This is a genomic window from Pseudomonas sp. 65/3-MNA-CIBAN-0223 (assembly GCF_040310425.1).
Classification (GTDB): domain Bacteria; phylum Pseudomonadota; class Gammaproteobacteria; order Pseudomonadales; family Pseudomonadaceae; genus Aquipseudomonas; species Aquipseudomonas gregormendelii.
Map to the genome: position 1 here is coordinate 1 of NZ_JBEOPV010000034.1, position 13,420 is coordinate 13,420.

13 protein-coding genes are annotated in these 13,420 nt (G+C 48.6%); 1 reads left to right on the top strand and 12 read right to left on the bottom strand.

The genetic code is table 11. The features are described from left to right. The first annotated feature begins 119 nt into the window (after positions 1-119). Positions 120-665, top strand: coding sequence for a hypothetical protein (locus AAEZ09_RS26680; protein WP_350601401.1), 546 nt, complete (start codon positions 120-122; stop codon positions 663-665). 96 nt (positions 666-761) lie between these two features. On the opposite strand, the gene AAEZ09_RS26685 is transcribed toward AAEZ09_RS26680, so the two are convergent. From AAEZ09_RS26685 to AAEZ09_RS26740, 12 genes are all read right to left on the bottom strand, one after another. Next, on the bottom strand, positions 762-1,058 hold the full coding sequence (locus AAEZ09_RS26685; protein ID WP_350601402.1) for a DUF7693 family protein: 297 nt from the start codon (positions 1,056-1,058) through the stop codon (positions 762-764). Positions 1,059-1,075: 17 nt separating this feature from the next. Beyond that, on the bottom strand, positions 1,076-1,288 hold the full coding sequence (locus AAEZ09_RS26690) for a hypothetical protein (protein WP_350601403.1): 213 nt from the start codon (positions 1,286-1,288) through the stop codon (positions 1,076-1,078). Positions 1,289-1,344: 56 nt separating this feature from the next. After that, complete coding sequence (locus AAEZ09_RS26695; RefSeq protein WP_350601404.1) at positions 1,345-1,800, bottom strand: antitoxin Xre/MbcA/ParS toxin-binding domain-containing protein; 456 nt, start codon at positions 1,798-1,800, stop codon at positions 1,345-1,347. Positions 1,801-2,057: 257 nt separating this feature from the next. Further along, positions 2,058-2,672: a hypothetical protein gene (locus tag AAEZ09_RS26700; RefSeq protein WP_350601405.1), complete on the bottom strand. Its 615-nt coding sequence runs from the start codon at positions 2,670-2,672 to the stop codon at positions 2,058-2,060. A 173-nt stretch (positions 2,673-2,845) separates the two neighbouring features. After that, the gene (locus AAEZ09_RS26705) at positions 2,846-3,352 is read right to left on the bottom strand and encodes a hypothetical protein (RefSeq protein WP_350601406.1); all 507 of its coding nucleotides are present in this window, start codon (positions 3,350-3,352) and stop codon (positions 2,846-2,848) included. A 196-nt stretch (positions 3,353-3,548) separates the two neighbouring features. Then, positions 3,549-4,019 (bottom strand): hypothetical protein, encoded by a 471-nt coding sequence (locus tag AAEZ09_RS26710; RefSeq protein WP_350601407.1) that lies wholly within the window; start codon positions 4,017-4,019, stop codon positions 3,549-3,551. A gap of 236 nt (positions 4,020-4,255) precedes the next feature. Then, the gene (locus tag AAEZ09_RS26715; RefSeq protein WP_350601408.1) at positions 4,256-4,843 is read right to left on the bottom strand and encodes a hypothetical protein; all 588 of its coding nucleotides are present in this window, start codon (positions 4,841-4,843) and stop codon (positions 4,256-4,258) included. A gap of 84 nt (positions 4,844-4,927) precedes the next feature. Beyond that, positions 4,928-6,115 (bottom strand): tyrosine-type recombinase/integrase, encoded by a 1,188-nt coding sequence (locus tag AAEZ09_RS26720; RefSeq protein ID WP_350601409.1) that lies wholly within the window; start codon positions 6,113-6,115, stop codon positions 4,928-4,930. 781 nt (positions 6,116-6,896) lie between these two features. Further along, positions 6,897-8,177 carry a site-specific integrase gene (locus AAEZ09_RS26725; protein WP_350601410.1) on the bottom strand — a complete coding sequence of 427 codons (1,281 nt, stop codon included), beginning with the start codon at positions 8,175-8,177 and terminating at the stop codon, positions 6,897-6,899. Then, positions 8,177-9,172, bottom strand: a complete 996-nt coding sequence (locus AAEZ09_RS26730; protein WP_350601411.1) for a TetR/AcrR family transcriptional regulator — start codon at positions 9,170-9,172, stop codon at positions 8,177-8,179. Before AAEZ09_RS26730 ends, AAEZ09_RS26725 begins: the two co-directional genes overlap by 1 nt. Beyond that, positions 9,169-11,226 carry a tyrosine-type recombinase/integrase gene (locus AAEZ09_RS26735; RefSeq protein WP_350601412.1) on the bottom strand — a complete coding sequence of 686 codons (2,058 nt, stop codon included), beginning with the start codon at positions 11,224-11,226 and terminating at the stop codon, positions 9,169-9,171. Before AAEZ09_RS26735 ends, AAEZ09_RS26730 begins: the two co-directional genes overlap by 4 nt. Then, on the bottom strand, positions 11,223-13,418 hold the full coding sequence (locus AAEZ09_RS26740; RefSeq protein WP_350601414.1) for a hypothetical protein: 2,196 nt from the start codon (positions 13,416-13,418) through the stop codon (positions 11,223-11,225). Before AAEZ09_RS26740 ends, AAEZ09_RS26735 begins: the two co-directional genes overlap by 4 nt. Between the last annotated feature and the right edge of the window lie 2 nt (positions 13,419-13,420).

Consider the following 13,420-nt stretch of genomic DNA (forward strand, 5'->3'; position numbering starts at 1 on the left):
TCATCGGGGCTCAACCGTTCTGTTCGTGTGAGGTGCGTATTTCACCAGATCGGGAAGTCTTTTTCAGAGTTTCCTTAAGCAACCGTTGTTATTAGAAACAACCTAGCGTGGTGAAAATTGTGGCCAAAACTGAAATGCAACCGGGTTTCTTTTTCGCGGAGCGTGAATTTACCAGTTGGCACGAGCGTGCTCATGACAAGTTATATTCATGTCAGGTATCCAGGCAGGAGAAAGGTTATGTCAGTTTAAGGTTTGGCAACTTGTCGTACAGCTTTGCCCGCGCCATTGCTGAAGATATCGCGCGTTGTATTTTCGATGCCGAGCTCGTCGCCGTGGGAAATCTGAAAGGATATATACCAAAGCCAGTCACGCGGGAAAGCGCATTCGATCAATGGTATAAAAGAAATATGGATGGGGTATGGAGTTATTTTGGTGAAGGAGGATTCAGCGTTCATCGATCAGAAGGTGAACTCAGTTTTATAGAGTTCTTAACGGATGACGAAGAAACAGCTATAAATGTAGGTATTTACACAGTAGCTGTTGGTGGAGTGATGCTTGTGTTGGAAACGGCAAGCTATTTGTTCAGCAGGCTTGATGCAGTTTGGCTGTCCAACGCGCTGATCGAGGCCATAGGAGAAGAGCCGCTCGACTTCCGAGAAGCGTAAGCCATGCGATGATGACCAATCGGCTGGTCAACACGGGTGAAAACGGCGGCTCGAGCTCGCGACCCAGCAGGGTGGTCGAGTCGTTGGAAGAATTGGTCAGATCTGACGAAGCATTTTTTCAAGCTGGCAGTGCTCGTCGTGAGATAAAAGTCCCACTAGATCAAACGTGTCGTTTGCATTGAAGTCATACCTCCTCCCATCCGGGGAGAGACAGCTGTCGCAATAATCGAGGTCACCGCAATCTATAAAAAGCGTGACCATCCAGCCCTTAACATCGACGGTCATAAGACCGCAGTAAATTCCGTTCCAGTGTTCATTGGTGACTCTTTGCATTGGGCGTGACGCCATAGCGACATCGCGCAGTACCTGGTAGACCTCTTGAGCTGTGAGCATCTATTCAGCCTCGTGGTTTAAGGGCGTCTAACGAAGTGCTTTAGCGCATGACGACTTGCGATCACACGGTCGCGGATCTCTTCTGGATCAATCGACATACCACCATCAGGGGTCACACGCAGAGTTTTCAGGCCGTTAAGCGTGTCGATGAATTCTCGTTCTCTGGCTTGCTCGCGGCCTGACCTTTTGTCTCGACAAACGAACCCTATCAATCGACCAAACCACTTCATGTTGCACTCCTGATTTCGTGTTCCATAGCAGCATTTTCAGCGATGTGCAGAAGATGTTAAATGAGTGCGCGAGATGCGGCCAAATACTGAACTACTTGCTCCAGTCCCGCTTGGCATGCGATGAGATCACGCGGTCGACCACTCAGGCCTCGATTCTTGCTGCTTAGCCAGATCTTTGCATTTTGCTCGGTTCCTACGAGCGCGAGCAATGACTGATACAACTGAACCAAAAGCAAGGCCCGGCTCCATGCTTCGGTGCTTGGTTGAAGCATTTCATGTCCGTGACGCAGACAAAGCACAGTGGATACTTGCTCACCCAAAACAGCTGATAGTTCAGTGTCATCAAGCGCCAGCCCTTCACCAGCCCGAATAAATGCTTTGCCAAGTACAGCGTTCGCAGTGCTTGATGTGCTTGATTTCATGCTCCACCATTTGGTCTGTGACGAGCGAGTCCATCCTTTTTCATCGACCAGTATGGCCGCTTCTGACCAACGACTAAATTGATCCTTCAATGTTCTGAATTACTCCTTTCGTGAAAGGCTCCATTAGCTATGCATTCAACGGTCTGTAACGTAGCTTTGTGCTTTGTAACACTGCTTACGTTACAGTGTACAAAGCTACGTTACAGACCTCAGAAGGCGAGGTGGGCAGGCAAGCGGAGCGCGCAGGCGTGCGGATGGAAGCCCGTAGGGCCAAGACCGGCGCATCGCGCCAGGGCTTGGTTCACGACAGCCGTCCCCGACCAGGGGCACGCCCAAACCATGGCCTCTCACCAGCCTGCATAATGAGTAACCATATGGCCCCAAGCCGAGGGCGCCGACCCATTGCTGCGAAGGATATCCATTGCCTCTCCGGCAGGAATTTTCGTCGGACAACCCCCAGTCAGATATGTCTTATCTTTGCCCTGGCAGTACAAGTGCATGATCGTTAAAACCATGATCTGTTGCAGCGGCAACATTGCGCGATAGCTTTTGCGCATTCCTTTCAAGGATTCGGGGACGAGCTCTTCTCCGCCAGCCCAATTGAAACCGCGAGGCCGCAAGTTGTAATGTCTGCCTTCGCTACCATAGGCGCGTTCGACGTGCTCAAAACACCCCTCAAGCGAGTAAGCCTCTACGATGTCCCACACTGCTTGCCCAAAGATATTCCCGCGCGCTGATGCACTGGGGAGCGTAGGGATGGAAGCTCCGCAAACCATCGACAGCGCCGTAAGCTCAGCACCGTCCATACAAGGCACTTTATCCACCATATCGACCAACGCCCAACCGGGAAAACGGCCAGCAGCAAACGTAGCGTTAACCGTTGCGTAGGCCGCAAGGGCGACTGGTTGTAGCGAGTGGTGGATGTAGGCTTGGCTGGCAGTGTGACATCGGTGAATGCCCATGAGCCGTCCGAGACCTGATGGCCGCCAGTTGAAGAAAGAAGGTCTTTGGCCTTATCAACGTAGTCGTTATTCACGAATTACAATTCCTTGTGCCGATTTGGTGTCCCATTCGCCGCTGTTCCTGTTAAGGACGCGCATGGCTTACAGTAGTTGAAGCCGTTACTCGAGTTTCATCAGGGTTGGCCCGACTCGTCACTGTCAACGTTGTCGTGAGTCCGCCAGTCTCCCGCCAAAGGTATGACTGCACTATGTTGATACCTCCCGAATGGTGATTTAGCGTCGTGTGGAGGAAGCTGGAATGAATGCCTCCGCTCCAATAGCTCAGGAAAGCGCTTGAAGACCGTCAGGTGGTGCAAGGGAATGGTTTGAATGTAGGCGAAGAGATTGCCTAGGTTGATGCTGACGCTAGGTTTTCCGGGCTTTCGAAACTCATCGCTGAGTACATGCGAGAGATTCCACTCGATCAAATTGATATCGATGTCAGGTCGGGCATCAGTCCAGGACGATGCAAGCTGAGTGGCGTGACTATAGCTACGGTAGCCTAGACCTTTAGCGAGCAGTTCTAATGCTTGGGTATGCATGATCGGTTTTAAGCCAGGCCAGGTTTTGATGAGGAAGCTAGCAGCTCTCTTCATGCCTCTATGGCGTTCAAGATCAGCGGGAAAAATGGGAAGGATCATCGCAAGCTCCGGTCGTTATAGGTGTTGGCTGCTGTGTTTTTCACGCTGCAAGATATTGTCGTACTTAACGTATATTCCATAAAACGGGCCTCGTTTGCGGTGATAGAGTTGCTTTAAGTGTCTTGCACCTAATCTGCTTCAGTAGGCTAGGTATTTGTTAGCGCTTCAAAACAGTGAAATGTCAGTCTTCACTTCGTTATAATTCAATATCCTTGAAGGCAAAATACATCTCCTCATAAGCGTAAACTCCAAAGTTTTCGGTACTCAAAATATGTGGCCCATTGAGACGAAGTACGCTATTTGTCTCCAATGACAGGAGGTCATCTGGGCTTAGCCGCTGTAACTCCCAGCTTTGCCATTGGGTTTTCAAGGGATACTCCTTCCACCGGCGATCGTAAGTCAAAGAAATCACATCAGCGTTTTTACCTTTCGGCAGAGTAGCGATGATGGTTAGTTTTTCTGGGGAAAGATGAAGCATCGAAACGGGTGATAGAAGATCACTTACCAGTGCCCGATCGATTAACTCAAAAATCTCGTACTGCGGGTTTCTGTCCCAAAGGATTGCGAACCGCTGCAGTCCAAGTTCTTGCATTTCGAGCTGCTTACTAAAGCGCTGAGGTGCAGCGTAAACGGTATACTTGACTTCACCATTCTTCGTGCTGACCATGTCGTACTCCGGCTGGAAGAAGCGTGAGCAGGTACGGATTGAGGGCGGTCTCTTCTGCGTAATCACTTTTTACTCCTAAAAGTTGGCAGCGCCGGCTGGAGCGGTGCTAGTAAGCGGAGCGCGCAGACGCGAGGATGGAAGCCCGAAGGGCCATGACCGGCGCCTGCGCCGAGGCTTGGTTCACGACAGCCGTCCTCTGGAAGAGGCGCGTACAAAAAGATATTCGACTGCTGGCACTAAAATTTAATGTCATCATCAAATGAATCAAAATCGTATCGACCCTCAGATCCTACTTGAGGCTCTGATCCAGAAATATTTTCAGGATCCCACTCATCCCCAAAAAGAAACATATCAGATGTGAAGTCCGTAATGCCTAGTACATTGTTCTCCAAGATTTCGGGAGCGTAATTTCTAAACAGTCTACAGCTCTCGACTCGATTGGTTACATCAAGAGCAACAATAAATATTGCCGTCCAGCAGTCATATAAAGCGCCAGATGCGATATCCGCCCAAGCGTTTACAAACTCTTCATAATGGCCGTCGTCCAGCATGGAGTCGTATGCGATGAAAAGTGTGCCCTCAGAAGCATGTAACAGCTTTACAGGGGCTAGCGCTCCTTTGATGATGCCTTCTTCGATCAAGTCGATTACCCGAGTGTCGGGGCGACCTTCCCATAGAACAGCAAACTTCTGCAAAGAAACTGCACTGAGAGGCATGGAATTAACGTTCCTTGTCTGCTGAGTGCTGAAAATAGTGTATGCCCCCTCACCATGTTCATCATGGGGATGCTCATGTTCTGTATAAAGCAGTCGGGAATAGATCATCATACGCACCCTATGGCGACGCTACGGTGATGAGTTTCGATGTGGAACTGCCCAACCAAATAACCATGGCTATACGCTGGCGCTTTAGGTGTCTCGCTTTATTCTGAGAAGAGAAAGGTAATACTTATACATCTCAGGAGCAGAGTGACCCATAGCATTCGACACCAAAGTCATTGGATCGCTTGAGATTGTAGATGTCACGGACTGTCGGATGCTATTCAGAGGCCTTTGTGGATTATCAATTACTGCATCGATCAGCCAGAAGCAAAAAATCCTTTTCATGGCCACAAGGCTTATTGGGCGCTTGTTGTCCTTGTCAGAGGGGAAAAGAAAGTCATCCTTAGAAAGTCCTGTTGCTTCGAGATATCGGGTGATCAAAGTCGCGGCATTGTTAGTTAAGACTACCATACTGCTTCCGAGGCGGCGCTTGTATGATAGTACTTTGACCTTTACCTGCGAGTGAAAATTAAGTACATCGCCAGCCTTCATTTCCCTCAGTGCATTCACTCGCAATCCCATAAGCAAAAATTCATGCAAACACTCATCGCGGAGGTTGCCCGCGCGTTTGACCGCTTGGCGAATAGCCTCCAGTTCACTCTGATTAAATGGAGTCGGCTTAAAATGCTTAAGGTGATCTTTTGGACTCAGATTGTCCACACTCGAGCCGAGACCGCATTTAACGCAAGGAATATCCTTGCGCCTCGTTTGAGTTGGTGACGTACACAACCCAAAACGCTCAGTTTTGAGTTGGGACTCCATATTTTCGTCTGTGAGCTTCCCATCTGCCTCGAGGGCAAAAGGGGGCAGCCGATCCTCCCCTATGACTAAAAAGTGCTCTTCTAAGATTTCTTTGGCAAGCGGCCAAAACGGATAATCGGAGCGCCCTGAATAAAGTTCGTTTTCGCACGCGAAACTTACTTCCAAACGCTGATTGCGATCCATTTTTTTGACCGTAGACCACAAGGACTCAATGGCAGGGAAGGTGCTGCTAGCTACATCGTTGCTCAAAAAGATATTGAGCATGTCCTTGTGGGCGCCGACCAGTCGTACCCCGGACAAGGCGTCCTGACGGTATGCGCGTTCCAGGGTTTCGATGATGAAGCTCTGGTCTAGAGGCTGGGTGTATATGACAGCGATGCGCTGCTTGGTTGCCTGAGGCATCACCTCAAGGTTTGGGCTTTTCCACTGCAAACAACTGAACACCATGTGATGGGGAGCGTCATCAGGTTCTAAGGGATCGCATTCAGGGTGAAAAATGTCTGAAAAGGGCATGTCGGCTTCCCTCCAAAGGGGTAGTGGAAGAAAAGCCGACAAAAAGCCTCAGGTCAAAGGTGACGCGACAAACGGTAAAAAGTTATTTAAATTCAGTGCTTTAGAGTATTCGAAGAGTATACCCATTGCTTTGGCCTGCGATGGAAGACGTATCCGCTGATCAAGGGACTGCTCTGCGGATCGGAGTAGATTTCTTAGGGGACAGGATGCACGGCTCACAGCTGTTGAAGAAGCTGCTCCAGCACTATCCTTTTCCTGGGCGCTCAGCAAAAAAAGCGGGTCAACGCTATCACGAACGACACTCTCGAATGACCAGGGTCGGCCATCAGGACTGATGCACTCATCGCATTAATCAAGCTCGCCGCAATCGTTAAAGATCACGAGGCTCCAGCCTTTAATTTCGATGTGGGAAGCCCGGCGACGACTTCGTCCCTGGACTGTGCGCACGCTCTTTTCATCGTCCTGCAACTCAGCGTGACGTCTCTGAGTATTTGGCAAACTTCTTGCGCAGTGAGAGAAGGCATCGGGTATTTTTTTGCCGTAATCGTAAAGTCCGGAACGGTACATGAGAATAATATGTAGGAAATGAACCTACCGCCAACCCGTTCCCTTACTGAATGGCTTGACCGTGCTACTGATCAGAAACAGCAGCACATCCTGTACGTTAGCTAGCCGTGGCTTTACGTACGGAGCTGAATCGTCGACGCTGGATCCGGCGAACGGAGGGGGAGCTCCGACTATCTCGAGAGGGACGTAACGGGGGGATAGCCCGCTGTGACAATCAGCCATACTCGGCGATAGCATCGTGCACATTAATAGTCTTCTCATGGATGAGCTCATGAGTGATGCCCTTTTTGGCCATAACGAGTAAACGACCCAATACCAGGTAATGCTGATAGGTCGTGGTTGGGCTTTCATGCCCGAGTTGATTCACAATCACTTCCGTGATGGCGAGATCCATGACCTCCGCATTCTTTTCGAGAATGCCGTCTCCATCATGATGTTGAATCATCATGAGGGTCGGCCACCATTTTCGAGTGTGGTAAAACATATTGCTTGGGAGAAATTCCGGATCCTTCGCGATCGCAAGGGTTTTGGCGTAATTCGTCGCGTTTGCAATCGAAGTTGCACTGACGGGTTCGCCTTCAGATGTTAAAAATAAGATCGAAAGAGGGCAGTTTTTCCCATGTTTCTCTTTGTACAACCTAGCTCTTTTAGGGTATTCGGTTTTGGTATAATCGTCGTCGATCATTTTTAAGGCATAAGCTGGAATGATGATTTCTCGAAGTTTGTTTCCCTTTCCCAATACTTCATATTTAAAGGTCTTGGGCTCTTCATTCATTTCACTGTATGGGAGTATGTGCCTATTTTTTCCTTTGCCCATATATGGAAATTGTACGAGTTCCATGGGGCGCATTGCAGTTGCGAGCGCGAACCCGAAAAGTATCTTGTAAACCTTGTCAGGATAGCTGCTGAGAAGAGTTTGGATGTCGCGATTTGATATTAACTGTCTTGCTTTTTTTTGTTGCTTCTGTTTGTCCAATACGCGTATTGAGGATGTGCTGGCAATAATTTTCGCTTTTTTCTCAATATAACTCAGTAGGCGCCGATCCTTGAAGTTGGCTACCCATGTTCTTAGTTGGATTTTTACACCCGACGATATTTTTTTTAAATGTAGCCATTTGAAAAAATAGAGTATAACGCAAGCGTCGTTGAAGATAGTTTCTGAGCTAGGGTGGATGCTGTTTTTGGCCTGTCTAAGAGTTTGTCGATAGACCTGCCATTGACGAAGGTCGGTATTGGTTACATGGATATGGTAGTCGCCAGGGTTTATGGATTTAAATTCCGGTTTTTTTGAAAGGTATTTATAGAACTTTGTAATAAGTGTCGCATACCTTTTAGAGGTTTGACTAGACGATCTCGTCTTTTCGTACAGATACAGATTCGGGATGCTTAGCAGGTGATGCTTTTTTTTATAGTCCACCATGATGATGTGATGCGTAACATCTTTTTCGAGCGCAGTGCTATGGTAGCTTATCGGGTGGAATTTGAAATTTAACATTATTCACCCTGCCTGACTTTGAAAAGCTGAATAGATTCAAATCCCCAGTTTGGTTGTGGCATTTTAGCTGCGTCCGCGTCGGTGAACTCTTCGCTTGGAGTACCTCTAAAATGGAATTTTCGATTTGCGGAGGTGACTGCATCAGAAGCAGTGAATGGAACGCATATTGATATGGAGGATATCGGCTGAAGGGATCTCATTAGCAATTGCAGTTCTTCGCGGCTAAAAACCGGAAGGCGGATTACGACCATCTTACGATTAATGTAAGGAAGTTGTTTTGCGCAGAAAGACGAAAAGTCAGAGATGTAACGCTCTTGAAAAAATACTACGTCAGTGCTTTCTGGGTTCGGAAGCTTTTTTATTTGTTGGAAAATGCGCGAGATGGCTGCATCTTTTTCATCTTCGTAGAGATTGAAATTCTTTGAGATGGCGTATGCTTTATTTGCGGGCGCAAGATCTGGTGAATAAGTTGTGAAATTTTTGTCGGTTTTTTCAGCGTGGTTAGCATGTTCGGCATTAGCGCTGGCTACGGCATCGATGGTTAGCTTGGCATTTTTGACCTCAAGCTCGGTAACCCTCTTGTTGAGGAAGGCGTTATGATTGCTTTGGTTGGTCAGCGTTGAAGTTAACTGGCCAGCCTCAAATGCCATGACGTCGTTGTTCATCAGGGTTGAGACATAATTCTTGGTGACTAACTGAAGCTCTCTTTCATGCGCCTTTTGCGCCTCTGCGAACGCTCGTTGGAGACGCTGAAGCTTACCCTCGCTGTTCTCGATGATCTGACTTAGAGAGGCGTTGTCATCGACGAGGAGTTTCGCAATGGACTCCTTGCCCAATGAATATTCCTTTAGATCGCCATAGTAACGGTTGAACGCTTGCCTGCTGATTCCCGCAGCATCAGCCAGCTGAGATACCGGTAGTTTAGACTGGCCGTGCTGAAGTTGGTGTTCCTTGATAATCGCGATCAAACGATCGCGGGTTTCTTGGCTGCTCATGCCTGGACATCCACTGTAGGTATGACTTGGTAAGACCGGTTGGTTTTCAGCCTTTCGAGATGTTTTGAGTTATCAATAATTTTTTGCCGAAGCATGGCTTTCGAGGTCTCGGACAAGTTGGCTTCAGCTTCCGTCAGCATGTGCTGGTAGAAATCCACATTGTCTTGCAAAGCCTTTTGAGCCTTTTCCACAATGACTGCATGAGTGCACGAGGGATCACAGAACAAGGGGTCAGGCAACGCGTCTTTGACAATGCCTTTATGGTGGATAAGGCAGGGTGGAAGCGAGGGCGAGGAGTAAAGTCCCGTGGTCACGCAATAACTGCCAACAGCGGTGCGATGGATAAACAGCGGCTCGCCCGATGAGAGCAAGTGGGTTACATAGGTGAAGATGGTCACCTTGAGCTGCTTGCCACTAAATGCCTCAGGCCGTGCGGCAATCTTGTTCAACATGCGCTGTGCACCTTCGCCAGAAGAACTAGAGTTTTTCACCGAGCTGACGATGTCCATGAACTCTTCGATATAGTTCTTTTCGATTGCTTGAGCTACGCTCTGGACGATGTAAGGGTTCCTGCCGATATACCGCAGCGTCATAGCATAACTGGCATGGCCAAACAAAAGTCGAATGATATCCACGTTCCGTTCGTTTCGGTTGATCAATATCTCGGCGATGGTTTTGCGGAACCGATGCGTATGGACGCGGTCGATGCCGAGCTCCTCCTCGATTTTCTGAGTAATGTACTCGATTCGTAGTGAGGTACGTTTATTGACTTTTTTGGTGCTCACCACTGACTGAAAAAGATACCCTTCCCGGTAGGTTTTCAAACTTTTACGCAGTTGCTCGTATTCCTTGATTTTCCTGCCGACGAATTTAGGGATTGGGATGAACGTCGTGTCCCCCTTGTAGTTGGGGTCTTTGCTGGTTTTGTAGCGCGTAACTTGAAGCTTGTAACGCCCATCCTTGCCAAGGATTACATGTTTAAATTCTAAGATGTCAATTTCGCTCACCCGTAGCCCGGTAACTAGGGCTACCAGGATATAAATGGCGCAGCGAATGGAATCTAAAGACTTTAGAGCGCTCGAATACCAAGAATAATTCCAGAAAAATCCAGACTCATATTCTCTCCGAGTTTTCTTTACCTCGACGATTCTTGTTTCATCAATGGTTAGGTTCAAGTTTTTTTCGAGCTTAACGTCTGTTTGGTACCGGGCTAACGTTTTGCTCTTCACGTTTAAGTAGCCTTGATCTTGGGCAAACTCCGCGACTTTTTGAAGGGGAGCCATAGCCTTCTCTGTCCAGAAGGATGCGTACTCAAACATTTTCTTGAGATCAGACTCTTTAAACGGCACCCAAGACGCAACCGAGCCGTTGAAATGGCCGATTACGTCTTTTTTTCGCTCTGGGGTGTCAATCGCTGTCGCGGATACTGAGATTCGGTGCTCGACTGGGATGAGTTGCTGGGTGCTCAGCGATATCCAGAGCCGAATCTGCATGAAGAGGTAATGGTAATGCGTAAAAGCTACAGAGTCCTTTGCTCGATCGAGCGCGTTGTTCAAGAGCTTCGCTGTGATGAAAGATAATGACTCGGCATCCCCCGTCAGATGGTTGTCGATAAAGACATACTTCGTGATGATGCTGTACTTCTGGCTATGGCCCCTGCTGGTGGAGTAGGCGCGAATCCCGGCAAAAGGTGCAAACTCTGGGATCAAGTGATACATAATCGACTTTTTGATGGCAGTCATGGGTTCAGACAGGCTATCAAAGTTGATCCGCATCACCGATCCATCTTCATTCTTGAAAATGATCCAGCTCGAATCGCTATACAACGAATACTTCGATATCGGGAAATTCCCGTTAGGGTACAGCGCCAGCTTTTTGAGCAAGGTGCTTTCAGTCTGGATCGCTGTGCCAGTGGACTCTAACAGCAGGCGTTCAAGCTCTAGCTCCCCAGCATCCTCAAGATCGTCCGAAAAATCGATATCTAGCGCTTCGTCGAGGACATGCTGGATGTCGTCATCGTCATCGTCATCGCCATTGGGTGAGCCCTGATTCATTTCCTGTCCTCTTCTTCGAGTATCAGTTGCAGAAAGTTCAGATCGCGAGGCAACAAGGGAGCGTTGCGACGCTGGTAACGAACTGCCTCTCGGACGGATTGTTCATCAGTCCAGTTATCGAGAATAGAATCGATCTTCATCAGCTCGATTTCGTGGCTGCTACTGTAGTCCGAGCTGGATTCTGGCTGATCCTCAATGAGCTCCTCGACATGGATGCGACGCTCCACCAGGTACGGCAGGGAGTCCTCGAACACTGTGCACTGTCTGCAAAACATGCATTTGCTGATTACATAACACCGCTCCCCCTCGGGCACGCGATGCCTCGCTCCTTGCCAGGTGGGCTGGCGTTGGTTTGCGCAGGCCCAGAGTGGTTTCTCCTGGCCAGGTATGTGGAAGACCTTGAATGGCAGTTGCACGGCTTCCTGAGGTGGTGTACCGAGCATGCCTTCGAAGTGACCCGACAGCATCAGCGCCACGATAGCCTCCATCTCTGTCTCAAGCCTGTCGTACCTCTCCTGTTGAGCAAGGGGAGAGTTATCGTAGTGAACGTCAGTCGTCACAGGACTGGAGTGCCCCAGCATCAAAGCAAGCAGCCCGTGTGAGACATTCTTCTTGGCTTTTTGAAGCTTTACCCATGTGGGGCGAAGGCGGGTGGTCAAGTCCTGGCCTGACATCAACTGTTCCCCGTTCTCAAAGACGGGATATTTTTGGAGGAACTGTTTGATTCCTTGAAGGAACGCCTTGTCGTTGGAGGCAGAGGTGTGACGGCCGCCTTTCCGCACCCAGTCGGCGTAGAAACGGATGCAAAGGAAAGCAGGGTTGTAATCGTCGTTACTCATTCCATGCTTGATATAGTCGAATTCGTAGTCCTTCAAAACCGACGACAGATCGATAGCTAGGTGGAGCAGGTTGCATGCTGAGTATTTATCGTACCTGCTGCTGGCCGCCAGGATATCTTTAGGGGCGTAGTAGGGCTTGTCGATTCCTTGGCTCTTATTCTTCTCGGTCTGGAGCATTACACAGTCTTCGTCCATTGCGCCTGTTAACGCATGCTCGAAGTTTACGGGGTCAACAGCTAGGACGGCTTCTTTGTTCCAGTTGGTTTGGAGCATGATGAACTGAATCAGGCAGGACATGTCTCCCATGGTTGGGAAATACATGCCCAAAAGTTCATCCCACATCAGTGAAGCGCCACTGCCTGGAATGGTGTAACCTGAGCGCCATCGGTAAATCAGTAGATGGATAACGTCTTTACATTGATGCAGGGAAAATATCTCATTAGCGACATATTTCTCGCCGATCTCCTCTAGTTTCATTCCGAAGGGGTAGCCATTGTCGAGGAACGTTTTGATTACCCTGGGTAAGTCAGGCTCGAAGTTCAGAATTTTCTGGGAGCGGTAGGGGTTTTGAGGGTTCTCAAAAATAAACTCATTTCCACGATTGAAAAATTCATTGAAGAGCTCTTTCCGCCATTCCGGGCGAGCGGCAAAGCTTTGAAAAGCTGGGTCGTTTGAATCAGCAAGCTTCTTGTGGAGTGAGCGGAAGTCAATTTTCTTATCGTTTTCAAATTGGTACTGCAGCCATTGGAAAATTGTTTCCCGGCTATACGAGATTTTCTCGATAATTTCCTCGTAGGTATATGCCTTTGCTTGATGAACCAGATCTCGGAACTCAATTTTGGCGTAGAGCTCGTCGATGCATGAAGTAAATGCATCAGCAAGCATCTCGTTAGCAGCGTCAGTGAGCGGCATTCGGGGCTGAGACTTATCTCTCGCTGCATAAGGAAGCATGATATTTGGGATGGCATCAGTAAGTGATGCCGCATTCCTTAGTGCAGTTTTGATTCGAGCCGAGCTCTCCATCCTCTCGTCTTTCTCGCGTAGAAAGTTTTCATAGGCTTTGAAAACTTCGGCGCTAATGTCTGTGATCGTCGAGATCCTCAGTGCTGAGGGGTTGTAGGAATTGTACTCTTGTGCAAAGTCAAAAAAATGTCCGATTGCACGGCGTAGAACTAGGCCAGAAACCCGGCTTCTTGTTGGGCAGTATTTGAGAAAGATCAAGTGCATTGCAATGCAAATTGCCTTGCTTAGATCGTAGAACGGATGCCCTTGATAAAGGCATTCGATATACAAGCCGTCTGAGGATACTGCTACATCATAGACTGCTTTCTTCGGTTTGAATAAGTGATCCATGG

Bases quoted from the DNA above. Each gene is read 5' to 3' on its own strand.
- AAEZ09_RS26685 (WP_350601402.1), bottom strand. From the start codon at position 1,058: ATGCTCACAGCTCAAGAGGTCTACCAGGTACTGCGCGATGTCGCTATG.
- AAEZ09_RS26690 (WP_350601403.1), bottom strand. From the start codon at position 1,288: ATGAAGTGGTTTGGTCGATTGATAGGGTTCGTTTGTCGAGACAAAAGG.
- AAEZ09_RS26700 (WP_350601405.1), bottom strand. From the start codon at position 2,672: ATGGGCATTCACCGATGTCACACTGCCAGCCAAGCCTACATCCACCAC.
- AAEZ09_RS26705 (WP_350601406.1), bottom strand. From the start codon at position 3,352: ATGATCCTTCCCATTTTTCCCGCTGATCTTGAACGCCATAGAGGCATG.
- AAEZ09_RS26710 (WP_350601407.1), bottom strand. From the start codon at position 4,019: ATGGTCAGCACGAAGAATGGTGAAGTCAAGTATACCGTTTACGCTGCA.
- AAEZ09_RS26715 (WP_350601408.1), bottom strand. From the start codon at position 4,843: ATGATCTATTCCCGACTGCTTTATACAGAACATGAGCATCCCCATGAT.
- AAEZ09_RS26720 (WP_350601409.1), bottom strand. From the start codon at position 6,115: ATGCCCTTTTCAGACATTTTTCACCCTGAATGCGATCCCTTAGAACCT.
- AAEZ09_RS26725 (WP_350601410.1), bottom strand. From the start codon at position 8,177: ATGTTAAATTTCAAATTCCACCCGATAAGCTACCATAGCACTGCGCTC.
- AAEZ09_RS26730 (WP_350601411.1), bottom strand. From the start codon at position 9,172: ATGAGCAGCCAAGAAACCCGCGATCGTTTGATCGCGATTATCAAGGAA.
- AAEZ09_RS26735 (WP_350601412.1), bottom strand. From the start codon at position 11,226: ATGAATCAGGGCTCACCCAATGGCGATGACGATGACGATGACGACATC.
- AAEZ09_RS26740 (WP_350601414.1), bottom strand. From the start codon at position 13,418: ATGGATCACTTATTCAAACCGAAGAAAGCAGTCTATGATGTAGCAGTA.